Source organism: Acidimicrobiia bacterium (genome assembly GCA_036271555.1).
Lineage (GTDB): Bacteria > Actinomycetota > Acidimicrobiia > IMCC26256 > PALSA-610 > DATBAK01.
Window position 1 is genome coordinate 32,468 of record DATBAK010000048.1, and the last position, 24,792, is coordinate 57,259.

25 protein-coding genes are annotated in these 24,792 nt (G+C 70.3%); 12 read left to right on the plus strand and 13 right to left on the minus strand.

The window, feature by feature from the left end:
• Positions 1-40: 40 nt before the first annotated feature.
• Both VH914_12265 and VH914_12270 read right to left on the minus strand, forming a co-directional pair.
• Positions 41-1,798, minus strand: a complete 1,758-nt coding sequence (locus VH914_12265) for an ABC-F family ATP-binding cassette domain-containing protein (protein HEX4491972.1) — start codon at positions 1,796-1,798, stop codon at positions 41-43.
• A gap of 133 nt (positions 1,799-1,931) precedes the next feature.
• On the minus strand, positions 1,932-3,488 hold the full coding sequence (locus VH914_12270) for an AMP-binding protein (GenBank protein HEX4491973.1): 1,557 nt from the start codon (positions 3,486-3,488) through the stop codon (positions 1,932-1,934).
• 66 nt (positions 3,489-3,554) lie between these two features.
• Here VH914_12270 and VH914_12275 point away from each other — a divergent pair, with 66 nt between their 5' ends.
• The 6 genes from VH914_12275 (at position 3,555) to VH914_12300 (ending at position 11,199) form a co-directional block, all read left to right on the plus strand.
• Positions 3,555-5,381 carry a hydantoinase B/oxoprolinase family protein gene (locus VH914_12275; GenBank protein ID HEX4491974.1) on the plus strand — a complete coding sequence of 609 codons (1,827 nt, stop codon included), beginning with the start codon at positions 3,555-3,557 and terminating at the stop codon, positions 5,379-5,381.
• Entirely contained in the window at positions 5,378-7,444 is a 2,067-nt protein-coding gene (locus tag VH914_12280; protein HEX4491975.1) for a hydantoinase/oxoprolinase family protein, read from the plus strand. Before VH914_12275 ends, VH914_12280 begins: the two co-directional genes overlap by 4 nt.
• A 38-nt stretch (positions 7,445-7,482) precedes the next feature.
• Positions 7,483-7,980, plus strand: coding sequence for a cyclic nucleotide-binding domain-containing protein (locus VH914_12285; GenBank protein HEX4491976.1), 498 nt, complete (start codon positions 7,483-7,485; stop codon positions 7,978-7,980).
• Positions 7,981-8,094: 114 nt separating this feature from the next.
• On the plus strand, positions 8,095-8,664 hold the full coding sequence (locus VH914_12290) for a gluconate 2-dehydrogenase subunit 3 family protein (GenBank protein HEX4491977.1): 570 nt from the start codon (positions 8,095-8,097) through the stop codon (positions 8,662-8,664).
• A gap of 70 nt (positions 8,665-8,734) precedes the next feature.
• The gene (locus VH914_12295) at positions 8,735-10,456 is read left to right on the plus strand and encodes a GMC family oxidoreductase (GenBank protein HEX4491978.1); all 1,722 of its coding nucleotides are present in this window, start codon (positions 8,735-8,737) and stop codon (positions 10,454-10,456) included.
• A gap of 5 nt (positions 10,457-10,461) precedes the next feature.
• A complete protein-coding gene (locus tag VH914_12300) occupies positions 10,462-11,199 on the plus strand; it encodes an HAD family hydrolase (protein HEX4491979.1) in 738 nt (245 codons plus the stop codon).
• Positions 11,200-11,313: 114 nt separating this feature from the next.
• Here the strand turns inward: VH914_12300 and VH914_12305 are convergent, their stop codons facing one another.
• From VH914_12305 to VH914_12320, 4 genes are all read right to left on the minus strand, one after another.
• Positions 11,314-11,514: a cold-shock protein gene (locus tag VH914_12305; protein ID HEX4491980.1), complete on the minus strand. Its 201-nt coding sequence runs from the start codon at positions 11,512-11,514 to the stop codon at positions 11,314-11,316.
• A gap of 144 nt (positions 11,515-11,658) precedes the next feature.
• Entirely contained in the window at positions 11,659-12,036 is a 378-nt protein-coding gene (locus tag VH914_12310; GenBank protein ID HEX4491981.1) for a VOC family protein, read from the minus strand.
• A 40-nt stretch (positions 12,037-12,076) separates the two neighbouring features.
• A complete protein-coding gene (locus VH914_12315; GenBank protein ID HEX4491982.1) occupies positions 12,077-13,237 on the minus strand; it encodes an acyl-CoA dehydrogenase family protein in 1,161 nt (386 codons plus the stop codon).
• A gap of 7 nt (positions 13,238-13,244) precedes the next feature.
• Positions 13,245-14,987 (minus strand): AMP-binding protein, encoded by a 1,743-nt coding sequence (locus VH914_12320; protein ID HEX4491983.1) that lies wholly within the window; start codon positions 14,985-14,987, stop codon positions 13,245-13,247.
• Positions 14,988-15,091: 104 nt separating this feature from the next.
• Here VH914_12320 and VH914_12325 point away from each other — a divergent pair, with 104 nt between their 5' ends.
• Positions 15,092-15,943: a DUF6282 family protein gene (locus tag VH914_12325; protein ID HEX4491984.1), complete on the plus strand. Its 852-nt coding sequence runs from the start codon at positions 15,092-15,094 to the stop codon at positions 15,941-15,943.
• 10 nt (positions 15,944-15,953) lie between these two features.
• Positions 15,954-16,793, plus strand: coding sequence for a thioesterase family protein (locus tag VH914_12330; protein HEX4491985.1), 840 nt, complete (start codon positions 15,954-15,956; stop codon positions 16,791-16,793).
• 16 nt (positions 16,794-16,809) lie between these two features.
• Here VH914_12330 and VH914_12335 read toward each other — a convergent pair whose 3' ends face one another.
• Complete coding sequence (locus tag VH914_12335; GenBank protein ID HEX4491986.1) at positions 16,810-17,247, minus strand: VOC family protein; 438 nt, start codon at positions 17,245-17,247, stop codon at positions 16,810-16,812.
• A gap of 63 nt (positions 17,248-17,310) precedes the next feature.
• Here VH914_12335 and VH914_12340 point away from each other — a divergent pair, with 63 nt between their 5' ends.
• Positions 17,311-17,958: a hypothetical protein gene (locus tag VH914_12340; protein HEX4491987.1), complete on the plus strand. Its 648-nt coding sequence runs from the start codon at positions 17,311-17,313 to the stop codon at positions 17,956-17,958.
• Positions 17,955-18,551, plus strand: coding sequence for a nitroreductase family protein (locus VH914_12345; GenBank protein HEX4491988.1), 597 nt, complete (start codon positions 17,955-17,957; stop codon positions 18,549-18,551). Before VH914_12340 ends, VH914_12345 begins: the two co-directional genes overlap by 4 nt.
• Before the next feature lie 145 nt (positions 18,552-18,696).
• On the opposite strand, the gene VH914_12350 is transcribed toward VH914_12345, so the two are convergent.
• A complete protein-coding gene (locus tag VH914_12350; GenBank protein HEX4491989.1) occupies positions 18,697-19,779 on the minus strand; it encodes a Gfo/Idh/MocA family oxidoreductase in 1,083 nt (360 codons plus the stop codon).
• On the minus strand, positions 19,780-20,706 hold the full coding sequence (locus VH914_12355) for an NAD(P)-dependent oxidoreductase (protein ID HEX4491990.1): 927 nt from the start codon (positions 20,704-20,706) through the stop codon (positions 19,780-19,782).
• A gap of 22 nt (positions 20,707-20,728) precedes the next feature.
• On the opposite strand from VH914_12355, the gene VH914_12360 reads away from it, so the two are divergent.
• Positions 20,729-21,610, plus strand: coding sequence for an SMP-30/gluconolactonase/LRE family protein (locus VH914_12360; GenBank protein ID HEX4491991.1), 882 nt, complete (start codon positions 20,729-20,731; stop codon positions 21,608-21,610).
• Here the strand turns inward: VH914_12360 and VH914_12365 are convergent.
• The 4 genes from VH914_12365 to VH914_12380 all read right to left on the minus strand — a co-directional run bounded on the left by VH914_12365 (position 21,591) and on the right by VH914_12380 (position 24,364).
• On the minus strand, positions 21,591-21,833 hold the full coding sequence (locus VH914_12365; GenBank protein ID HEX4491992.1) for a hypothetical protein: 243 nt from the start codon (positions 21,831-21,833) through the stop codon (positions 21,591-21,593). The two genes, VH914_12360 and VH914_12365, sit on opposite strands and share 20 nt — an antisense overlap.
• 500 nt (positions 21,834-22,333) lie before the next feature.
• A complete protein-coding gene (locus VH914_12370; protein HEX4491993.1) occupies positions 22,334-22,858 on the minus strand; it encodes a TIM barrel protein in 525 nt (174 codons plus the stop codon).
• Positions 22,859-23,060: 202 nt separating this feature from the next.
• Positions 23,061-23,957, minus strand: a complete 897-nt coding sequence (locus VH914_12375) for an SDR family NAD(P)-dependent oxidoreductase (GenBank protein ID HEX4491994.1) — start codon at positions 23,955-23,957, stop codon at positions 23,061-23,063.
• A 2-nt stretch (positions 23,958-23,959) separates the two neighbouring features.
• Entirely contained in the window at positions 23,960-24,364 is a 405-nt protein-coding gene (locus tag VH914_12380; GenBank protein ID HEX4491995.1) for a MaoC/PaaZ C-terminal domain-containing protein, read from the minus strand.
• 147 nt (positions 24,365-24,511) lie between these two features.
• Here VH914_12380 and VH914_12385 point away from each other — a divergent pair.
• The coding region (locus VH914_12385) for a helix-turn-helix domain-containing protein (GenBank protein HEX4491996.1) at positions 24,512-24,792 on the plus strand (281 nt) is incomplete at its 3' end.

Below are 24,792 nucleotides of genomic sequence, written 5' to 3' on the forward strand. Positions count from 1 at the left end.
TCGTCGGGCGAGGCTGGGCGTACTCCCGTCGGAGTACGCGCTACGCCGCGCGGTCGCTCACCACCCGCCCGGCCTGGATCTCGATCGTGCGCGTGAAGTGCAGCGCGTCGATGAGGCCGCGGTCGTGCGTCACGAGCAGCAGCGTGCCGTCGAACCCCTCGAGTGCCTGTTCCAACTGCTCGATCGCGGGCAGGTCGAGGTGGTTCGTCGGCTCGTCGAGCACGAGACAGTTCACGCCGATCGCGCTCAGCAACGCGAGCTCGGCGCGAGTGCGCTCACCGGGCGAGAGCGTCGCCGGCGCGCGCCCGACGTGCTCCGCGCCGAGTCCGAACTTGGCGAGCAGCGAGCGGCTCTCCGCGTTCGTGAATCGGCTCGCGGCGGTGAAGCCGTCGAGCAGCGTGGGGCTCGTGCCGAAGCGGGCCCGCGCCTGCTCGAGCGTGCCCACGACCACTCCGGGACCGAGCCGGCGCTCGCCCGCGCGCAGCGGAAGATCGCCGAGGATCGCGCGCAGCAACGTGGTCTTGCCGCTGCCGTTGGGACCGAGGATCGCGACGCGCTCGGCCCAGCCGATCTCGAGGTCGACCGGGCCGAGCACAAATCTTCCGGTCGCGCTCGCTTCGCTCGCCGCTCCTGACGCCTCGGACGCCGAGTCGGGCGGTCCGCAGGGCGAACCGCCCGTCCCCGCGGGAGCGTGCCCCCCGAGCTGCACGACCGCGTGCTCGAGCCGCGCGACGACGCTGCCGCTGCGGGCCGCCGACGCGATCTCCATGTGCAGCTCCCAGCCCTCCCACGGCTTCTCGACGACATCGAGCCGTTCGGCCGCGCGCTCGGTGAGTCGCGCCTTCGCCGCGACGTGCTCGCTCGAGTTCCGTCGGAACGCGCGGATGTTCTTGTCCTTCTCGTTGCTCTTCTTCGTCTTGCTGACACCCTGCATCGACCACTCGCGCTCGCGCTGCGCGCGCTGATTCAGCGCGGTGCGCTTCGTCGTGTAGTCGGCGTACGCCTCTTCCGCGTGCCGACGCGCGATCGCGCGTTCCTCCAAATACGCGGCCCAGCCGCCGTTGAACTCGCTCGCAGTGTGCTCGTGGTCGTCGAGCTCGAGCACCGCGTTGATCGTGCGGTCGAGGAAGGCGCGGTCGTGCGACACGATCACCGCGCCGCCCGGCAACCGCGTGACGAACTCTTCCAACCGGTCGAGTCCCGCGAAGTCGAGGTCGTTCGTCGGCTCGTCGAGCAGGAAGACATCGAAGCGTGACAGCAGGATCGCGGCGAGCGACGCGCGCGCGGCCTCACCGCCGGACAGAGTCTCGGTCGTGCTCGCGAGCAACCGCTCGGGAAGGCCGAGCTCTTCGCACACGACACCGACGCGCGCGTCGAAGTCGGGACCGCCGAGCGCGAGGAAGCGATCGAGCGCGTGTGCATAGGTATCGTCGGCGCCGGCTTCGCCGCTCGCGAGCGCGTGCGCGCTCGTCTCCAACATCGCCTCGGCGCCCGCGACACCGGTCCGGCGCGCGAGGAACTGCTGGAGCGTCTCTCCGGCGCGGCGCTCGGGCTCCTGCGGCAGATAGCCGACGGTCGCGTTCGGCGGGATGCACGAGACGCTGCCCGCGTCGGGAGTCTCGATGCCGGCGAGGACGCGCAGGAGCGTCGACTTGCCGGTGCCGTTGGGCGCGACGATGCCGACCCGGTCGCCCGGCGCGACCGTGATCGAGACGTGCGCCAGCACGACGTGGGGACCGAACGCTTTGGAGACGTCGCGAGCGACGAGCGACGCGAGATGGGGCGTGACGTGAGTCATGGCAGACCTGCGCAGGAAGAAGGCGGACAGCGGCAGCGGGTCTGAGCTCAGCGCACGGCGAGCAGGTTATCGGCCCTCCGTCGGTCAGTGGTACTGCGTTGTTCGGCGATACGCCGACAACGCAGTACCACCGTCAACCGATGCGTTGGTCCCGGCCCGCCCAGGCCTGCTCGCGGAGGAGCCGCTTCAGCACCTTGCCGTTCGGATGGCGCGGCAGCTCGTCGACGATCTCCCACGACGCCGGCACCTTGTAGTCGGCGAGCCGGTCCCGGCACCACGCGTCGAGCTGATCGTCGGAAACCGGCGCGCGCGTCTCGATCACCGCGTGCAGGCGCTCGCCGAGTCGCTCGTCGGGCACACCGAACACCGCGCAGTCGACGACGGCCGCGTGCGTGAACAGCACGTCCTCGATCTCACGCGGGTAGATGTTCACACCGCCGCGGATCACCATGTCGCTCGCGCGATCGGTCAGGTAGAGGTAGCCGTCGGCGTCGAGATGGCCGACATCGCCGACGGTGAACGCGTCGTCGTGCCACGCCGACGCGGTCTTGTCGTCGTCGTCGTGGTAGTGGAAGCGCGCGCCACCTGCGGGACGGATGTAGACGAGCCCCGTCTCGCCCGGCGGCAGGGCGTCGAACGAGTCCGAGAGCACGCGCACCTCGACGCCGGGCCACGGCAAGCCGACGCTTCCCGGGCGCGCGCGCCATTCGTCGGGTGAGATGCGGGTCGCGCCGCCCTCGCTCGCGCCGTAGAGCTCCCACACCTGCGCGGGCGCGAGCGCGTCCAGCACCCGCTCCTTCACCGGAACCGGACACGGCGCGCCGCCGTGCGCGATCACGCGCAACGACGACAGGTCGAACCGCGCGCGCTCCGACGCCGGCACTTCGAGGATGCGGATGAAGTGCGCGGGCGTCATGAACGAGATCGTCACCCGCTCGCGCTCGACCAGTCGCAGCCACTCACGCGCGTCCCACGCGCCCGTCGAACCCGGTTGCAGGATCACCGAGCGCGCGCCGACGAACAACGCCGACATCACATAGCCGCCCGGGCCTGCGTGATACGCGGGACCCGAAAGGATGTAGGTGTCGTCGGCCGTCCACCCCCAGAGCATGATCTGGCCCTGCTGCACCGCCGCCGCCTGCTTGCCGCCGGAACCGAGCGAGCCGTGGATCACGCCCTTCGGCCGGCCCGTCGTACCCGACGTGTAGAAGACGGGCGGCGCGAGCACGAGGCACGGCGCGAGCGGCTCGGAACCCGCCGCGACCGGCGCGGCCGCAACCGCCGCTTCGTACTCGTCGGGCGCGCCGCCGACCACGAGCACGGAACAACCGCCGCGCGCGATCGCGGGCTCGAAGTCGGCGCGCAGCCGTTCGTGCGCGACGAGGACACGCGCGCCGGAGTCCTCGAGGATGTACGCGAGCTCGTCGGCCTTCAGATGGAAGTTCACGAGCACGACCGCGCACTCGAGCTTCGCGGCGGCCGCCCACACCTCGAAGAAGGCGACGTCGTTCGGCAGCATGATCGCGATGCGCTCACCCGCCACCACGCCCATCGTGCGCAGCACCCGCGCCAGCCGATCGGTGCGTTCGTCCAGCTCGCCGTAGGTGACGTGCCGGTCGCCGGACACGAACGCGAGCCGCTGCGGGTCGGCTGCAGCCACCCCGCTCAGCCCGGACGGAGCGTCTGCCATCGACCTAAACTACTGACATCAGCGTCAGTTTCGCGAGTGGCGCCGTTCGATCGCGAGGGGAAGCGCATGACCAACGTCGACATGGTGCGACTCGCCGGCAGCCGGCAGCGGCTCAGCGAGCATCCGACCGTCGATCCGGTCACCGCGGAGGTCATCCGCGGCGGCATGGAGACCATCTGCTTCGAGATGGCGATGTATGTGTCGCGCACCGCGACGACGCCGATCCTGAACCAGAGCAACGAGCGCAACGCGACCATCCTCGACGCGCAGGGCCGGCTCGCCGCGCTGTCGGTCGGCATCCCGCAGTTCATGCTCACGTCGACGTTGCCGGTGCGCTTCGCGCTCGAGTTCCTCGGCTCGGCCGAGTTCCGCGAGGGCGACGTCTTCGTCGCCAACGACCCGTATCACGGCGGCGGCCACCTCCCCGACTACAACGTGTTCGCGCCGGTCTTCGCCGACGACGCTCACGGCAACCGGCGCATGGTGCTCATCGCGAGCATCCAGTGCCATCACGGCGACACCGGCGGCGCGGTCCCCGGCGGTTACAACGTGACCGCGAGCGACATCTGGGGCGAGGGCGTGCGCTGGCCGGTCGTGAAGGTGATCGACCGCGGCGTCGAACGGCGCGACGTGCTGTACGCGCTGCAGGCGAACAACCGCATCCCCGACTACATCGGCGACCTGCACGCGCAGATCGGTTCCGCGCAACTCGGTGTGCAGCGGCTCACCGAGATCCTCGATCACCACGGCACCGCGATGGTCGAGGAGTCGGTCGACTACATGATCGACTACGCGGCGAGCCGCTTCCGCGAAGAAGTGACGGAGTGGCCCGACGGCGTATACGAGGCCGACGCGTACGTCGACCACGATCCGCTCGGCAATCCCGACGTGCACCTGCACGTGAAGATCACGGTCGCCGGCGACTCGCTCACGATCGACTACTCGGGGAGCGACTCGCGTCCCGAGCTCCAGGCGTGGTCCACGTACGGCAACACGCGCGGCTACACGATCGGTCAGATCGCCTCGATGATGGATCCCGAGATCCCGAAGAACGAGGGCTTCTTCGACCAGATCAAGCTCGTCGTGCCGCAGGGTTGCGTGCTGAACCCGCCGCCGGGCCGCCCCGTGAGCGCGGGCACGCACCACCCCGGCGCCGACGTCGGCGAGGTCATCGCGGTCGCGATGCAGCACGTGCTCCCCGACAAGGCCGTGCCCCAGACCTACAAGACGGGCATCCCCACGATCATCGTCGGCGTCGACCCGCGCACCGGCGCGCGCTTCACCGACCACTCGGCCGAGGTGTACGCGGGCTGGTGCAACGCCGCGAAGGGCATGGACGCGTGGGGCGCGCTCAACGCGTCGTTCGGGAACCTCTGGAAGGCGACTGCGGAGATCAACGAGAGCCTGTTCCCGCACGTGCAGTGGAGCCGCGACTACCGCATCGACTCCGGCGGCGCAGGTGAATGGCGCGGCATTCCCGGCAGTCACTACGAGAAGGAAGTGCGCGTCGACGCGACCGTGTACACGTACGTCGTCGGCATGAAGTACCCGATGCCCGGCATCTGCGGTGGCGACAACGGCGCGCCGAACGAGATGGTCATCCGCTACGGCTCCGACGATCCGTTCCGCGTGGAGCACACCGCGAACTACGTGCCGATCAGCGCGGGTGAGCGGGTCATGTACGACTACGGCGGCGGCGGCGGTTGGGGCAACCCGCTCGATCGCGATCCGCAGGCCGTGCTCGACGACGTGCTCGACGAGTACGTGAGCACCGAAGGCGCGCGCCGCGACTACGGCGTCGTGTTCACCGGTTCGCTCGACGACCTCTCGCTCGCGCTCGACGTCGACGGCACACATCAGCTCCGCGCAGAGATGAGAAAGTCGCGCCCGTGACCGGTTACCGCGTCGGAGTGGATGTGGGCGGCACGTTCACCGACATCATCTGCGTCACACCCGAGGGCGAGATCGTCCTCGACAAGACGCCCACCACGCTCGACGACCAGTCGACGGGGGTGATGAACGGGCTCGAGCAGCTGAGCGAGCGTTTCGGCATCTCGCTCACCGATCTCTGCGGCCGACTCGACATCCTCGTGCACGGCACCACCACCGCCGACAACACGATGATCGAGATGAACGGTGCGGCGACCGGTCTGCTCGTCACCGAGGGTCATCGCGACGAGATCGAGATGCGCCGCTGCCACAAGGAGGAGATCTGGGATCCCTCCGCGGCGGGACCGCTGCCGATCGCGCGCCGGCGGGCGCGCATCCCGATCCCCGAGCGCGTCGACTTCGAGGGCGGTGTGCTCAAGCCGCTCGACGAGGACGCGGTGCGGCGCGGGGTGCAGCGGCTCAAGGCGCTCGGCGTCCGTTCGATCGCGGTGATGTACCTCTTCTCGTTCGTCAATCCCGCGCACGAGCGCCGGACGCGCGAGATCGTGCTCGAAGAGTTCCCCGACGTCGAGCACATCTCGCTCTCGCACGAGGTGATGCCGCGCGGCCCCGAGTTCGAGCGCGTGTCGACGACGCTCGTGAACGCGTACGTCGCGCCGCGCATCGCGAGCTACGTCGACCGGCTCGAGGACAAGCTGCGGCGCGGCGGCTACGCGGGTCCGCTGCTGATCATGCAGTCGACGGGTGGCGTCATGCCCCCCGACTACGTGTCGCGGCGCGCGGTCTCGCTGCTCGCGTCGGGTCCGACCGGCGGCGTGATGGGCGCGACGGTTGCGGCCGAGCAGGCCGGCATCGACAAGTTCGTCGCCGTCGACATGGGCGGCACCAGCTTCGACCTCTGCCTCGTGCGCGACGGCCGGCCCGAGATCAAGACCGACTGGAACTGGCGCTACCGCTACTACATCGGGCTCCCCATGGTCGACGTGCAGAGCGTCGGCGCGGGCGGCGGCTCGATCGCGCGTGTGCGCCAGGGCGCGCTGCTCGTCGGCCCCGAATCGGCGGGCTCGAAGCCGGGTCCCGTTTGCTACAGCCGCGGCGGCACGCAACCGACCGTGACCGACGCCGACGCGGTGCTCGGCTACCTGCCGGCCGACGGGTTCGCGGCCGGGCGCATGCACCTCGACGTCGAGGCGGCGCGCGACGCGATCCGGCGCGAGGTCGCCGACCCGCTCGGCGTCGACGTCGTCGAGGCCGCGTGGGGCATCGAGCGCATCGTGAACTCGAACATGGCGAACGCGACGCGCAAGGTGCTCGCGGGTCACGGGGCCGATCCGCGTGAGCTCGCGCTGATCGCGTACGGCGGTAACGGCGCGGTGCACGCGTGGGCGATCGCGGCCGAGCTCGGCATCGACCGCATCGTCGTGCCGAAGGCGGCGCCCGCGTTCTCGGCGCTCGGCGTGCTCGTGGCCGACTACGTCGTCGACGTCGTGCGCGCGTACGTCACTCCCCTGTCGCAGGTCGACCTCTCGCGGTTGCGCACGCTGATGTCCGAGGTTCTCGACGAGACCCGCAAGGAGCTCGAGCCGACGGGCCTCGCCGACGACGGCATCGAGCGCGCGCTGTACGCGCAGATGTGTTATCCGGGCCAGAACTTCGACATGAGCGTGCCCGTGCCCGAGGGTCCCGAGCTCGACGAGCCCGGTCTGCTCGACCTCGCCGAGCGCTTCCACGACCAGCACCAGACCGAGCGTGGCTTCTGCTTCCGTAACCAGCAGCCGCTGCTGCGCGGCGTCCGGCTCGTCGCGCGCGGTCGCACGCCGAAGCCGGAGCGGCTCGCGCAGGCGAGCGCTTCACAGGCCGCCGACGGCGCGGTGAAGGGCACGCGGCCCGCGTACTTCGGCACCGACTTCGTCGACACGCCGGTGCACGACGGGCCTGCGCTCGCACCGGGCAGCGAGGTCCGCGGGCCGGCGCTGATCGAGGAGCCGTTCACCGTCGTCGTGGTCCCCCCGGGTTCGACGGCGCGGCTCGACGACCTCGGCAACTACGTGCTGCGCGTCGATTGACTCGGTAGTGTCGGCAACTCGACGGCGAGGGGGGCAGCGTGGGCAATCCGCTGATCAGTCATCAGATCGTCCGCGACCGGGTGCGCGCGCTGGAGCTCGATGCGGCGAACCGCCGGCAGGCCACCACGGCACTGCCCGAGATTCTCGGCGCGGCGCGCATCTTCAGCGCCTGCGGCAAGAAGGAGCTGCGCGCGATCGCCAAGGCGGCCCGGATCGGCGTGGTGCCCAAGAACTCGACGATCATGACCGAAGGCGACGAGGGCGACACGATGTACGTGCTCCTCGTCGGTTCGGCCCGGGTCTCGCGCAACGGTCGGAAGCTCGCGACGCTCGGACCGGGCGACGCGGTGGGCGAGCTCGCGTTGCTGAGCAAGGGGCCGCGCTCGGCGACCGTCGTCGCGCAGTCCGACCTCGAGGTCGCGATCATCAGCCGGCGCGCCTTCTCGAAACTGCTCGCGGACGCGCCCGGTTTCTCCCGCAAGTTGCTCGAGTCGCTCGCGAACGTCATCCGCGACCTCGACAAAAAGGTCGTCTGAACGATGCTTTCCGGTCGCGCTCGCTGCACTCGCCGCTGCTGACGCCTCAGCCATCCCGTTGGGTCGCGCCGCTCGCTGCGGTCGCGCGCTGATGCCGGAACGCGCCGCAGCACGGTGAGCGACCACGTCCATCTCTCCGCGGCCGACGCCGAGGTGCTGCGCGCTGCGGTCGACCGCCTCGTGCCGCCGTACGGATCGCATCCGGGTGCGGCCGCGCTCGGCGCCGTCGACTACATCGACGGGCTGCTCGGAGCGTTCACGTTCGACCCGCCGCGCATCTTCGCGGGCGGACCCTTCTCGGGTCGCAAGGGCGGCGACGCGTCGTTCGCCGACTTCATCGCGTTGAGCCCGCTCGAGGAGCTGACCTGGCGAACGCGAATCGAGGGTTCGCAGGGGCGTCCCGAACGCGAGTTCAACGGCCCCGTCGTCGGCTGGCAGGAGGCGTACCGCAACGGCATCGACGCGCTCGGCGACGACTTCGTGCGCGTCGACGCCGACGAGCAGGACGCCCGACTCGCGGCGGCCGAGGTGTTCGGCGCGCTGCTCTACGGCCACGTCTGCGAGGCCTGCTACGGGGCGCCCGAGTACGGCGGCAACCGCGACCAGCGCGGCTGGGACGCGATCGGCTTCGCGGGCGACGCACAACCGCGCGGCTATACCGACGACGAGGTCTCCAGCCGATGATCGAGACATGCCGAGCGTGCGAGCGGCGAGCGGAGCGAGCAAGCGACCGCATGCGCTCCCATCCCGCGCCATGGAGGGCGAGCTTGCGAGCCCGACCATGGTGAACGACTGCGACGCGGTGATCGTCGGTTCCGGGCCCGCGGGCGCGACGAGCGCCGACGTGCTCACCGAGGCCGGTTGGTCGGTGGTCGTGCTCGAGAAAGGCCCGAACCACCTGCTCGACCTCGAAGCACCCTTCGCGCTGAACGGCCATCTGTCGAACGACGAGATCAAGTTCTCGCGCCGCGACTTCCTCGGTCCCGACCCGCTCGTCGAGCCGCGCACGTTCCGTCACGCCGAATCCGAAGGCGAGCGCACCCACACCGGCAGCGTGAACAACATGCCGACCGGCGTCGGCGGCGCGGGCTTCCACGCCGACGCGAAGCTGCCGCGCTTTCGCGAGGTCGACTTCCACGCGCGTTCCGAGCTCGGTCCCATCGAAGGCAGCGACGTCGTCGACTGGCCCTTCGAGTACGACGAGCTCGAGCCGTACTACGACGCGGCCGAGAAGCTGGTCGGTGTCGCGGGTGACGCCAATGGCAATCCGTTCGCGTCGTGGCGCGCGAACCCCTACCCGATGCCGCCCGGGCCCGACATGTACGGCGCGATCCTCACGAGCGCAGCGGCGACGGAGCTCGGCTACCACCCGTACCGCGCGCCGACGGGCGTCAACAGCGTCGAGTACGACGGCCGGCCCGCGTGCAACAACTGCGGGTTCTGCGGCGGCTACGGCTGCCCGATCGACGCGAAGGGCGATCCGGTCGCGCCGCTGCGGCGCGCGCTGCGCACCGGTCGCTGCGAGATCCGGCCCGAGAGCTACGTGAGCGACATCGTCCTCGACCCGAGCGGCAAGCAGACGCGCGGCGTGCGCTATCTCGACGCCGCGGGCGATCTGCACGAGGTTCGTGCACGCTTCGTGATCCTCGCGTGCGGCGCGTTCGAAACACCGCGGCTGCTGCTGCGCACGGGCGTCGGCAACTCGTCCGATCTCGTCGGCCGGTACCTCATGTACCACTTCCAGACGTTCGCGATCGGCTCGTTCGACCACTCGTTGCACGGGCACCGCGGTCGCGCCGTCACGCACATCCACGACGACCACATGATCCCGGACGCCGAGAGCCTCGCGTACGCGAAGGATCACGGACTCCCCTACTTCCGCGGCGGCCTCACCGAGCACGGTGGCGGCGGCAGCCCCGTGATGGAGGGCACGTTCCTGCCGACCGGGATCGCGCACACGCGCGGCATGATCGAATCGATGATGCGCGACAAGATCTGGGCGTTCACCGTGCAGGGCGAGGACGTTCCACAGCTCACGAACCGCGTCGATCTCGATCCGAACGTGCGCGACTACCGCGGCTTTCCCGCCGGACGCGCGACGTACCAGCCGCACCGCCACGAGCTGGTTGCTTCGAAGTACTACGGGCCGAAGCTCACCGAGATCATGAAGCGGGCCGGCGCGCGCGTCACGTTCACGGCGACGTCGCCGCCGCTCCCCGGATCGCGCGGCAGCGAGCTCCGACCCACGCCGGAGTCGAAGCACGTCATGGGCACGTGCCGTATGGGAACCGATCCCCGCACGAGCGTCGTCGATCCGTGGCACCGGTTCCACGACGTCGAGAACCTGCTCTGCACCGACTCCTCGGTGTTCCCGACGTCGACCGGCTACGGGCCCACGCTCACCATCGTCACCCTCGCGATCCGCGCCTGCCGCGCGCTGGCGGGCATGCCGCCGTTGACGTCGACCCGATCGTGACCCGGATGAGCGCGCCCTCGCGGTACGACGCGGTCATCTTCGACTTCTACGGAACCCTGGCCGAATCCGACGGCACCGGCGAGCGCCTCACCGACATCGTCGTCGCGCACGGGTACGAGGTGCCCGCCGACGTCGCGCGCCGGTACTGGCAGGACGGGCTCGACGGCGTCGAGCACGACGAGCATTCGCATTCGCGCGACCACTACGTGGCCTGGCAGCGGCAACGTCAGCACAGCCTGCTCGGCGAGTGCGGCATCGACCGCGCGCTCGCGGAGGAGATCGTCGCCAAGCTCCAGACCGAAGGTTGGGCGCGGTCGATGGTTGCCTACGACGACACCGTCGCGATGCTCACGCAGCTGCGCGCCGCGGGTGTGCGCATCGCGGTCTGCTCGAACTGGGACTGGGATCTCGCCGAGGCCCTCGACGCGGCGGGGCTCACAGAGCACGTCGACATCGTCGTCTCGTCGGCGTGGGTCGGCGCGCGCAAGCCGCACGCGCGCATCTACCAGCACACGCTCGACGCGCTCGGTATCGAAGCCGATCGGGCGCTGTTCGTCGGCGACACGTGGAACTGCGATGTCGACGGCCCGATCGCGCACGGCCTGCGCCCGGTCTACGTTCGCCGGGCCCACCGCGTGCCCGACATCACCGCGCCCACCGACCGCCCCGGGAACGTGGTCGTGCTCCCCGACTTCGCCGGGCTCCTCGATGTGCTGAACGAGCAGGACCCACGCGTACGCTGAACGCGGCCCGGACATGTGATCCGCCCGGCAGGCGCGTCGAAACGGACCGCGCAGAGCTCGCAGCGACACGCGCGGACCGGTGAGGATGCGACGACCGCGAGCGCGGTCGCGGGGTCAGATCACCCGAACGTTCTGCGCTTCCTCACCCTTGCGACCGGGGCCCACATCGAACTCGACGTTCTGACCTTCGGTCAGTGTGCGGTAGCCGTTGCCCTGGATGGCCGAATAGTGCACGAACACATCGGCACCATCCGTCCGGGAAATGAAGCCGTAGCCCTTCTCCGCGTTGAACCACTTGACGGAGCCTGTTGCCAACTCGGTGACTCCCTACTTGCACACTTCGGTCCGCTCTCGGACCGAGTCGACCTCAGATCGGGGTCGCGGCCGGCACGGTAGCAGCCGGACTTCGCGAGGGAAACCGGGCGCGTCGACCCACATTTCCGCGCATTGACGCGCGCGTCAGCCGTAGTAGCGGAGCTCGACGAGGTTGCCATCGGGATCGCGCACGTAGACCGACGTGCCGATCCCGCGTGCGCCCCACCGCTCGACCGGACCCTCGACGACGTCGAAGCGACCGGACGCGACGAGCCCCGTGAAGTCCGCGGGCTCGACGACGAGACAGAGGTGGTCGACGTTCACGCCCGAACGCTCGGATTGGAACAGATCGATCACCGTGTCGTCGTTCACACGAACCGACGGGAAGAACACTTCCCCCCGACGCCACTCGTCCACGCGCTCGCCGGCGAGTCCCAGCTCGCCCTCGTACCACGCGAGCGAGTGCTCGACGTCGGGCGTGTCGATGACGATGTGATCGAGACCGGTGACGCGCAGTGTCATCGTGCGATTCTGACGCGCTTCTGGCGGCGCCCGCTCTCGATCAGCGTGGGAGGCCGAGGATGCGGTCGCCGATGATCGTGCGCTGCACCTCGGACGTGCCGCCCGCGATCGACGCGGCCTTGCTCCACAGCCATTGCTTCTGCCAGCGGCCGCGGTCGGCGTTGTCGCTCGCATCGCCCCACAGCGGCGCGGCCGAGCCGACGACCGCGAGCGCGGCCTCGGCCATGTGCTGGCTCATGTCGGTCCACGCGAGCTTGACGTAGCTCGACTCGGGACCGGGCTCGAGCCCGCGTGTCAGGCGCGACAGGGTGCGCCAGTTGTGCAGCCGCAGCACCCGCAGCTCGACGAACGACTGCGCGAGCGCGTCGGCGATCTCGACGTCGTCGAGGCCACCCTGTTCGTGCGCGAGCGCGTAGAGCTCGTCGAGGTAGACCTCGTGCACGACCTGCTCCTTGAACGGGAAGCTCGTACCCCGCTCGTGCGCAAGCGTCGTGTTGGCGACGGCCCAACCGTCGTGCAGCCGCCCGACGAGATGATCGGCGGGCACGAACACGTCGTCGAAGAACACCTCGTTGAACTCGGCGTCGCCGGTGATCTGCACGAGCGGGCGCACCTCGATGCCCGGTGCCTGCATGTCGACGACGAGATACGAGATGCCCGCGTGCTTGGCGACGTCGGGATCCGTGCGCGCGAGGCAGATCCCCCAGCGCGCGAACTGCGCGTAGCTCGTCCAGACCTTCTGGCCCGAGAGCAACCAGCCGTCGTCGACCGGCGTCGCGCGCGTCTTCAACGCCGCGAGATCGGAACCCGCGTCGGGTTCGCTGAACAGCTGGCACCAGATCTCCGACGCGTCGAGGATCGACGGGAGCCAGCGCGCCTTCTGCTCCTCGGTGCCGTGCGCGAGCAGCGTCGGACCCGCGAGGTTGATGCCGACCCGGTTCACGGGCTGGAGGGCGCGCGAGCGTGCGTACTCCATGTTGAAGATCGCGACCTGCACGGGTGACGCGCCGCGCCCGCCGTAGGCCTCGGGCCAGTGGATGCCGACCCACCGACCGGCCGCGAGCTTCGCCTGCCACGCGCGTCCCCACTCGACTTCGTCGGCGAGCGCCGCGAAGCGCGGCGGCAGCTCGAGGTTCGCGTCCATCCACGCGCGCACCTCGGCCGCGAAGGCCGACTCCTGCGCGCTGAACGAGAGGTCCATCGGCGGCCTAGAGATCCCAGAACCGGTCGCGCTGGTAGTGCTTGAACGAGTCGAGGAGCGCGTCGGCGTCGGTGTCCTCGAACGCGCGGTACGCGTCGGCACCGCGCTCGCGCACGAACAGCGGGTCGCCCGCGACCCGATCCGGACGGAACTTCTGGTGCACCAGCGTGCGCTTCACGATCTTGTTCGTGCCCGTGGTCGGCGGGTCGCGCAGCACGCGCACGTACCGAGGCCGCCACTTCGGCCCGATCGCAGGCTGCGCGTCGAGCCAGCCCGCGAACGCGGCGCCGTCGAACGTCTCACCGTCGCGCAGCACGAGCCCGGCCATCACCTGATCGCCGGCCTGGTCGTCGGGCACGCCGTAGACCGCGGCGAGGATCACACCCGGCGCGTCGCGCAGCGCCTCCTCGATCGGACCGGCGGGGAAGTTCTCGCCGTCGACGCGGATCCAGTCGGCGTTGCGACCCGCGAAGTAGAGGTAGCGGTCGGCGTCGAGATAGCCGAGGTCGCCGGACCAGTACCAACCGAAGCGGGTGGTCTTTCCGGTCGCTTCGGTGTTGTTGTAGTAGCCCTCGAACGGGCCGACGCCCGCAACGTTCACGATCTCGCCGACGCAATCGGCCGCGTTCGTGAGCCGGCCCTCGGCGTCGAGCGCGGCGAACGGCTTCTCCTTGCCGTCCTCGTCGACGATCTTGATGTTCTCGGGCGCGAGGCCGAGCGCGCCCGCGCGCTGCTCCGCGTCGCGGTTCACGGCGATGCCACCCTCGGTCGCGCCGTACGCGTCGATGACCTCGACCCCGAAGCGCGACGAGAACCGCTCGACGACTTCGGGCGATCCCTCGTTGCCGAACGAGACGCGCAGCGGGTTGTCGGCGTCGTCGGGCTTCTCGGGTTGCGCGAGCAGGTACGCGAGCGGCTTGCCGGTGTAGTTGAAGTACGTCGAGCCGTAGTGACGAATGTCCGGGAGCCAGCGCGACGCGCTGAAGCGGCGCGCGAGACCGACGCTTGCACCGATGACGATCGACGGCGCCCACCCGACCTGCACCGCGTTCGAGTGGAACAACGGCATGCAGACGTAGCCGGTGTCGTCGTGCGTGAGGTCCATGATCATCGACATCCGGTTGCCCGTGACCATGAGCCGGCGCTGCGAGCAGATGACGGCCTTCGGCGCGTCCGACGTCCCCGACGTGAAGATCAGCGCCCAGATCGAGTCGACGTCGGGCTCGATACCGGGATCGGCGGTCGCGCTCGCGTCGAGCGCGGCGTCCAGCGGACTGCCGAGTGAGGGCTCGGGATCGTCGCCGTCGGCGAAACGCGTCGACGTGAGCACCGGCGGCAGCGAGCCGGCGATCGACTCGATGAGCGCCTCGTGCCGCGGCTCGGTGACGACGAGCCCGCAGTGGGTGTGCTCGGCGTCGCGCAGCAGGTGCTCGCCCCGACGAGTGTGGTTGAGGCCGACGACGGCGCCGCCGATCAGCGCCGCGCCGCCGAACGCGAACAGGTAGTCGGGCGTGTTGTCGAGCAACACCGCGACGTGGGGCGGCTTGCCCTCCGGGAGCCGGTCGCGAAAGAGGTTCGCGAACCGGCAGGACTCCTCGTAGTACTCGCGATGCGTCCAGACGCGGTCGCGAAAGCGGATCGCCGGCCGCGGCGCGATGTCGGGGTCGGCGGCGTTGCGGCGCAGCAACGCGGCGGCGTCGGGCGCGACGAGCGGGGCCTGCCCGGGCGCGGGGGCGGACTTACCTGACATGCGCGTCACACTATTAGGGTGCGCCGAGTGACGACGAGAGGGCTCGGAACCGCTCGCTCCCATCCCGCGTCCGGAGCGGCGAGCGGCGGCGGAGCCGAGCGACCATGAGCGTCGACCTCGGCGGCGCCGCCGACCTGCATTGTCACTTCGGGCCCGACGCGCATCGTGAGCGCTCGGTCGACGCGTTCGAGGCCGCGCGCGAGGCGGCCGCGGCGGGCCATCGCGCCGTCGTCCTCAAGTCGCACGACTTCCCCACCGCGTCGCTGGCGTGGTCGGTGTCTCAGGTCGTGCCCGACATCGAGGTGTTCGGCGGCATCAGCTGCGATCGCGAAGTCGGCGGCGTGAACCCCGCGGCGGTCGAGATCGCGCTGCGCCTCGGCGGCCGCATCGTGTGGCTGCCGACACTGTCGAGCAAGCAGGACTTCGACAGCGGCATCGGTCCGCAGCTCGGCCTGCCCGGACCCGGCATCTCCGTGATCGACGACGACGGCGCGCTGCTGCCGGAGACGCGGGAAGTGCTCGCGCTCGTGCGCGAGCACGACGCGATCCTCGCGACGGGTCACGTGAGCGCGGTGGAGCACTACGCGGTCGTGCGCGAGTTCGCGTCGCGCGGGCGCGTGTTGCTCACGCACGCGACCGAGGACCTCGCCGGACCGAATCTCAGCGCGCAGCAGTGCAAGGAGCTCGCGGATCTCGGCGCGTGGGTCGAGCTCTGCGCCATGACGTGCATCGGTGCGCTCGCGACGCGCACGCCCGCGGAGATGCTCGCGACGATGCGCACGGTCGGCATCGATCGCGTGACCCTCGGCACCGACTTCGGTCAGAAGGTGAATCCGCACCCCGCGGCGGGGCTGCAGACGTACGCCGACGCGCTGTTCGCCGAGGGAATGACCGAAGCCGAGATCCGGCGCATGGCGTGCACAAATCCGTCGGCGTTGCTGGGGCTCGACGCGTAGCGTCTCCCGCATGGGGGATTTGGGCAAGGACACCGCGGTGCGCGGCGGCGACGGTCGCTACACCGCCACTCTGTCGCGCGACTGGGAGATCTGGGGACCGCAGGGCGGTTACATCGCCGCGGTCGCGCTGCGCGCCGCGGGTGCGCACTCGCGTTTCCCGCGCCCCGCGAGCATCGTCGGCCACTTCCTCGGCGTCGCCGACTTCCGCGACGTCGACATCGTCACGGTGACGAAGCGCGCGGCTTCACGCGCCGAGTCGATCGCGGTGTCGATGACACAGGACGGCAAGCCGATCTTCGAAGCGCTCGTGTGGGCGGTCGCCGAAGACGTCGACGGACTCACGCACGACCGCGCGCGCTTCCCCGATCACGTCGGTGCGCCCGAGGACTACCCGACCGTGCAGGAGCGCATCGCCGCGCTACCCGAGCCGCCACCCTCGCCACCGTTCCCGTTCTGGCTCAACTTCGAGTCGCGGCCGATCGAATGGGTGTCGAACTGGGAGGAGCGCACAGCCGGGGAGCCGGTGTGGGAGAGCTGGGAGCGCTACGTCGTCGAGCCCGACCCCACGGATCCGTACCTGTGCGCGGCGCGCCTGCTCGTGCTCGTCGACGTCGGCTCGTGGCCCGGCGTCGTGCGACTGCACGTCGACACGAAGGGGCTGTACGCGCCGTCACTCGATATCGCGTGCGAGTTCCACCGCATCGCACCGGGCTCGGCGCCGCTGCTCGCGCGCGGCGAGTCGCCGTCGGGCGCCGAGGGCCTGATCGGCACGCATCAGCAGGTGTGGTCGCGCGACGGGGAGCTGCTCGCGTCGGGCGTCAGCCAGCTCTTGTGCCGGCCCGCCCGCTGAACGTCTTGCTGACCGCTCACAGCTCGGGCGGCTCGCTCTTGCGATTCGGATCGATGGGGCTCATGAGGCCGACCGCGTTGCCGTCGGGGTCCTCGACGATCGCGTAGCGCGCACCCCAGAACGCGTCGTACGGCTCTTGCTGGCTGCGGTAGCCGGCGCCGATGACCTTCTCGTAGAGAGAGTCGACGTCGTCGCGATCGCCGACCCGGAACCCGAGCACGACGCCCCGCCGATCGCGAGAGCCCGGGAAGCCGGCGTTCCACTCCGGAGCGAAGCGCTCGCTGTCGAGATCGAAGTCGATGCCGCCGGGGACGTCGGCCGAGCGGTGGTGGTCGTCCCAGAGCGGATCGCGATCGGGGATCGCGAAACCGAGCAACCGATAGAACTCGACGGACGCGTCCATGTCGCCGACGACGAGGTTGACCTGATCGAGCACCGGACGCTCTTCCATCATGGTCGCGACCTCCGGGTCTTGAGGTGGGCGCGACGCTAGCCCGCGTCCGTAGACTCGCCCGCCGTGGAGGACCGCATCACGCCGGGGCTGTACCTCGAGATGAGCGAGCTCGACGGCGCGACGTACGCGACGACGCGCGTACCCGAGGTACTCGCGCTCCCGGGCGTGGTGCGCGCGACGTGGTGGCGCAACGTGCACCGCGACCGCACCGATCTCCCCCGGGTGCTGCCCGAGTTCTCGATGCTCGGCGTCTACGAGGTAGGTGCCGCGTTCGAGGCGCCTTCGGTGCCGGCGGGCGTCACGGGCCACCACTTCCGCCACTACCGCCGCCCCGGGCAGGGCATCGTGACCGGCAACCCGACGCTCGGTCTCTCGCTGGTGCTGATCTCGCCGAAGGCACCCGAGCGCGCGCAAGAGCTGCGGGACTGGGCCGACTTCGTGCACATCCGTCACATCGCCGCGGCCGCGGTGCCGGGCTACTCGATGATCACGCCGTACGAGAACGTGAGCGGCGGCGACCCGTTGTTCATGCACTTCTACGAGATGGAGACCGACGACGCGGAGCGCGTGTTCAAGTCGATGACGCCGCTCGTGATGGAGCGCATCGGCGGGGTCGAGACGGACGCGTTCAAGGAATGGGCGACGTGTCCGGCGCTCCGCATCATGTACGTGAACTCGTTCGCGCGCATCGGCGAGCGCTCGCGCGCGTGAGCGACCTGTTCGAGGTCGTCCATCGCCAGCGTGCGTGTCGCGCGTTCGCGGAAGCTGCGCTCTCGGATGACGACGTCGCGCGTGTGCTCGACGCCGCGACGTTCGCGCCGAGCGCCGAGAACCGGCAGCCCTGGGAGTTCGTCGTCGTGCGCGATGCGTCGATGCGCGCGGCGTTGGGCGATCTGACCGCGCGCGCGTGGGAAGGCGGCGGGCGGTCGTTCTCCGAGGGTCGACTTTCGGAGAAGATGTTGGCCGACGTCGACGCGGGCGCGCGCGGTGGGGTCGCCGGTGCGCCGGTGATCGTGGTCGCGTGCGCGGACACGTCGCGCGGCCTGCCGCAGACGGTGCCGTCGTCGATGTTCCCCGCGATCCAGAACCTGCTGCTCGCCGCGACCGCTTTGGGGTTGGGCTCCGCGCTCACGACGATCACGACCGCGTTCGTCGACGAGCTGCGCACGCTGCTCGCGCTGCCGGACACGGTCGTTCCGGTCGCGCTCGTGCCGCTCGGCTGGCCGGCACGCGCGTTGGGCCCGCCGCGGCGCGAGCCGTTCGCCGCGCACACCCACCGCGAGCGCTACGGGAGCGCCTGGTAGGCGGCGGTGCCGCGGGACCGCCGCGCACGCGGCGACGAAAAGCTCATTTGCGCGATGCGTTCATTTGGTCGTATCGCGCGCGGCGATGCTGCGCTGCGGCAGCAATCGTGATCCGCGATGCTTCCATTTGGAAGGAACGCGCAAATCAGGTTCCGACCGGCACGAGTGCGCCGGCGGCGGCCGCCGACCGGCGCACGGCGTCGAGCACCTGCATCTCGGCGAGACCGTCCGCGAACGTCGGCACCGGCACGACCGTGGGATACGACGAGCCGTCGACCGCGCACCGCAACACCTCGCACAGCCGCGTATAGGGACCCAGCTCGAGGTGGGTGAAACGGTGACGGGGATCGTCGCTCTCGGCCGGCGCAACCGGCGGCCGGAGATCCGCCGGCACGTCGAGCGGGCGTGCTCCCCCACGGTCGGCGATCCACGCGGTGTCGCCGTCGACCCAGATCGTGCCGTCGGTTCCCGCGACCGTCGTGAGCCCGCGCATCGGTCCCCAACCGGCGGCGGTCTGCTGGAGCACACCGTCGACGCCGGAGCGCGTGCGGAAGCGGATCGTGAAGGTGTCGTCGGCCACCGCGGCGCGCGCCGACACGACCGACAACGTCGCGCTGACCGACTCGATCTCGCCGAGCCACACGCGCACCTGGTCGACGACGTGCGAGCCCGACGCGCCGAGCCAGCCGCCGCCGGACGCGACGTCGAACCACCAGCCCGGCAGCTTCGCGTCGAGATCGGCGACGAGACCGACGACCGACACGAGCGACGCGAAGCGCGGCTCGCCGATCATCCCGTCGGCGATAGCCCGGGCGACGACCGCGCGCTCGGGCGCCCACCGGAACTCGTGACCGACGAGATGTCCGACGCCCGCGGCTTCCACCGCGGCGAACATCGCGGCCGCCTCACCCGCGTCGAGCGAGAAGGGCTTCTCGCACAGCACGTGCTTCCCGGCGCGCGCCGCCGCGATGGCCAGCGCGGCATGAGTCGACGGCGGCGTCGCGATCGTCACCGCGGCGACGCCCGGCAAGTCGAGCGCGTCGGCGAGCGCCGTGAGCCCACGCGGAACGTCCGCACGCGCCGCGCGCCGGGCGGTGCGTTCCGCATCGGTACCGACGAGCGCGACGACGTCGAAGCCGGCGGCGCGCAGTGCGGGCACGTGCACGCGGCAACCGAACCCGGTCCCGACGACGACTGCGCCGGGCCGGTCCGACGAAGCCGCCACCACTCAGTAGCCCTCTTCGAGGTCGACGAGGTCGCGCAGCGGACGCCCGTCGACGAAGCGGTGGAGGTTCTCGATCAAGATCGCGACGGAACCGGTGAAGTTCTCGGTCGTCCCCCACGACACGTGCGCGCTGAGGCGCACCTTCGGATGCGAGTACATCCAGTGGTCGTCGGGCAGCGGTTCGGGATCGACGGTGTCGAGCGTCGCCGTCGCGACGCGGCCGTCGTCGAGCGCGACGCGCAGCGCGTCCTGGTCGACGAGCGAGCCGCGCGCGATGTTCACGAGATGCACGCCGGGCTTCACGAGTGCGAGCGTCTCCGCGTTCACGATGTGGCGCGTGCGCGGCGTGCCCGGCGCCGCCAGCACGAGGTGATCGGCGTCGGGCAGAAGCTCGCGGAAATCGGTGAGCATCTCGACACCCGCGATCGGACTCGGCGCCGACGTTCGCCGCACCGCAGATACCCGCATGCCGAACGGCAGCGCGCGCTTCGCGATCTCGATGCCGATCCCGCCGAGACCGAACAGGCCGAGGTGCTTGTCCTCGAGCGTGCTCAGGGGATGGAAGTTCCAGTGCTTCGGTGGCGATTCGAGCCACACGTTCGGCATGTCCTTCGCGAACGCGAGCATCGCCGCGAGCACGAACTCGGAGATCGCGACGCCGCTCGCGCCTCGCGCGCACGTGACCGTGCGCCCGTCGAACAGGTCGCGCGGCAGGCCGTCGATGCCGGTGCCGGGCAGCTGCACCCACGGAACCGTGCGCATCCACGGCTCGAGAACGTCCCACTCGCCCCAGCCGCCGAACACGACGTCGGCCGTGAAGCCGGCGGGCGGACCGTCGGGCGTGAGGTCGACGATCTCGGCGTCGGGGAAGTCGTGGCGCACGGCCTCGGCGGCGCGGGCTCCGAGCTGGTTCACCACTCGCAACGGCATGGGCCGAGCCTAGGGTGACCACATGCGAGCCGAGGTCGTCGCGACCGGCGTTCCCTTCGGCGAGGGCCCGGTGTGGTGCCCCGACGGAACGCTCGTCGTTACGAGCGTCGCGGCCGGCGCGCTGTTCCGCGTCCGGCCGGAGGCGGGCAGCGCCGAGCGCTTCGCCGAGACGCGGGGTGGCGCGAACGGCGCCACGCTCGCGGCCGACGGATCGATTCTCGTCACGCAGAACGGCGGCTTCGACGTCGGCGGAACCGGGTTCGTGAAGAACGCGCCGCCGGTCACGTCGGAACCCGCGACGCCGGGCCTCCAGCTCGCGACACCCGACGGCGCGGTGAGCTACCTGCTCGACGACGGCTTCCACGCGCCGAACGACCTCTGCATCGACCGCGACGGCACCGTCTTCTTCACCGACCCCGGCCACTACCCACCGCCCGAGCCGAACTACGGACGCGTGTTCGCGTATGCGACCGATGGCAGCGTGCGGCTCGTCGGCGACGGCTTCCTCTACTGCAACGGCATCGCGCTCGATCGCGACGGACACCTCGTCGTCATCGAGGCTCGTGGCCTGCAACGGCTGCTGCCCGACGGCGAGCGCGAGTGGGTGATCGAGAGGCTCGGCCGGGGCGGCGGCGACGGCTTCTGCCTCGACGCCGACGGTCGGTACTACGTCGCGTCCACGATCGAGCACGGCGTGCGGGTCGTCGACACCGACGGCACGGTGCTCGACTTCCTCGAGATCGACGGCGACGGGCTCACGACCAACTGCTGCTTCGGCGGTCCCGATCTCCGCACGCTCTACGCGACCGACGCGGTCCCCGGGAACGTCGTCGCGTGGGCAGGCATGCCGACCCCCGGCCTCCCGCTCCACAGCTGGCCGGGAGTCAGAAGCTCGGCGGCGTGACGTTCGCCGCGGGTGCCAACTTCGACGTCGGAACCGGCATGCCGGGCGCCGGGAAGTTGCAGGGGTCGAACGGCGAAGCGTCGAGCGACGTCATGAGGAAGCTCGGGTCGCAATTCACGTGGGTTCCGTTGCGGCGGGTCAGCGTGTAGCCGGTGCCGCCGGAGAGAAACGGCGGGGGTGGCGTCGTGTCGACGAAACCCTGAAAGCGCGCGTCGATGAGCACTGGCCGCGGCGCTTGGCTCCTGAGAGACGAGCCGCACGACCCGTTGCTGTACGTCGACGTACAGGTCCACCGCAGTGTGAACGACTCGATGAGGAGTGACGAGCGTGTCCGTGCGCGTGACGGGCGTCGAGTAATGCCGCAGGCTCTGCCCGTCGACGATCGTCTGACCGTGATCGGCGAGCTTCGCACCGTGCGCGCGGAGATCCGAGAGCTCGGTGTACGGGTTCGTGGTCGTGCACGATCACGTCCTCGCGCGAGACGGACTTCGCGCCCGGGTTCAGCTCCAACTCGTACTCGCCGACTCCGTGCGTGAAGTCGAAGGCGCCCGTCTCGATCGTGGCGACCGTGGGGTGGCCGACCGAATCGGACATCGTGATGCGCACGCGAGCCGTGCGCGCTGCGGACCCACCACCGGACGGAGCACACGGCCACGCCGAGCAACGCGACGACGACTCCGATCACAACCCCGCGCCCGCCCACGGCGGGGCAGCGTACCGGCGCTACAACGCGCGCAGATGTGCCGCGAGGTCGACGGCCCAGGCGCGCGGGTCGTCCAAGGGCCAGCCCTGCTCGGGGATGTCGAAGTACTCGACCGAGCACGATCCCTGATAGCCGAGCTCGACCAGCCGCGCGACCACCGCCGCGAAGTCGACGACGCCGCGCGGGTCGTCGACGTGCAGCGCGGTCGAGCCGGGCATGCCCTGCCGTAGCTGCACGTGCCGCGCGTACGGCAGGAGCTCGAGCGGGTCGCCGCCCCAGTCGGCGACGTGGCCCGTATCGACGAGCAGCTCCAGCTCCGGCACCGCGTCGAGCATCGCGAGCACCTTCTCGGTCGAACCGACGACCGATCCCGCCCACGGTTCCATCAGGCAACCGGGCGCCCCACGGAACAACGCGACCGTCTTGTCCCACCGACCGGGCGCGTCGGCCGCGGCGGGTGTCGTGCACCATCCGGCCTGCGGCCGCGGAAATGCAGTGGGACACCCGATCGGCAGCGCGAGCGACGACGCATCGATCCCGACCATGCAATCGATGTGCTCGAACCCGTCCTCACGCGCGCGCTGCGATCGCGCGACGACGGAACCGACGCGCGCGTAGACGACGTCGACGACACCCAGCCCGAACGGAAAGCTCAGAGCGACGATCCCGCGGGTACGGGCGGGCCGCCGCGCGTCCCGACCGAACCGAAGGCTGCGGCGAGCGGAGCGAGCGCAGCGAGCGCGACGATCAACTACGGCGCTCCATGGTCTTCGGCATCACCATGCCGACGGGTTGGAGGTGCTGGCCGAGGATCTTGTCGAAGTTGGCGGCGACCTCCGCGGGAGTGAAGCCGCCGTCCTTCCACATCCACGCGATCTGCTTCGGCGTCTGGAACAGCGTGTAGCCGAACTCGGTGCGTCCGAGGACCTGGCCGTTGACGTGCGCGGCGGCTTCGGAGGCGAGGAACGCGACGAGCGGCGCGTTCAATGCCGGGTTCTCCTCGGCCGGCGGCGCCGCACCCGACTTCTCGAACAGCGACGCGGTCATGCGCGTCGCACCCGACGGCGCGACCGCGTTCACCGTGACGCCGTACTTGCCGAGCTCGAGCGCCCACACGAACGTCATGCCCATGAGCCCGGCCTTCGCGGCGCCGTAGTTCGTCTGCCCGAAGTTGCCGCGCAGACCGGCCGACGACGTGATGTTCACGATGCGCCCGTAGCCGCGCTCCTTCATGATCGGTGCGGCGTGGCGCGCGCAGTTGAACGAGCCCTTGAGGTGCACCGCGATCACGGAGTCGAAGTCGGATTCCTCCATCTTCACGAGCGTCTTGTCGCGCACGATGCCCGCGTTGTTCACGAGGATGTCGATCGTGCCGAACGCGTCGACCGCGGTGTTGACGAGACGGCCTGCGGCGTCGAAATCGGAGACCGAGTCGTAGTTCGGCACGGCCTTGGAGCCGAGCGCCTCGATCTCCTTGCACACCTGTGCAGCGGGGTCGTCCTCGGTGCCGCGGCCGTCGAGCGAGACGCCGACGTCGTTCACGACGACGTTCGCACCCTCACGCGCGAAGCAGAGCGCGAACTCGCGTCCGATGCCGCGTCCGGATCCGGTGACGACGGCGGTACGGCCGTCGAGCAGTCCCAAGGCTAGGAAGCGACCGCGGTCGCGGTGCCGGTGATCGCCTTGTCGCCGTTCTGGTTCGAGACGACGAGGTCGAGGTCGACGAGCTGCTCCCCGCCTTCCTCGCGCGTGCCGGTGACGGTCGCGACGCACGTGAGCACGTCGCCGGGCCAGACCTGCTTCGCGAAGCGCACCTTCACGTTGCGAATCGCCTCGGGTCCGAACCAGTCCTTGACGACGCGCGCGGCGAGGCCCATCGAGAGCATGCCGTGGCCGAACACCGACGGGTTGCCGACCTGGCTCGCGATCGTGTCGTCGTGGTGCATCGGGTTGAAGTCTCCCGACGCGCCCGCGTAACGCACGAACATGGTGCGGGTGAGGGGCGGGAACTCCTGCGTCTTCTCTTCGCCCACGGCGACGGAACCACTCACGCTGCTCTCCCCGATGCTCGTAGCTGACGGCGGCGTCAGATCGTAACCGGGCGTCTCCGCGGCCGCAGGTCCGTGTCCGCAGGCCGCGGTCGCCGAGCCGCGTGATGCCAACGTGACATGCGTGTCGGGTTTGCGTAGCGTGGCCGGGTGGCACGCGCATCGACATCGGGTGCGCGTCGGCGCCCCGCCCCCGACGACGATCCGGCGCTGCGTGCCGGGCGTCCGGCGCAGGGGCGCGAGCTGCGGGCCCGAGGCCAGCGGACCCTCCGCAAGCTCCTCGACGCCGGCATCCAGGTGTTCGCGACCCGTGGCTACCACGCCGCCCGGGTCGACGACGTGGTGAAGCTCGCGCGCACTTCGCACGGCACCTTCTACCTCTACTTCTCGAACAAGGAAGACCTGTTCGCGGCGCTCACCTCGGAGGTCGG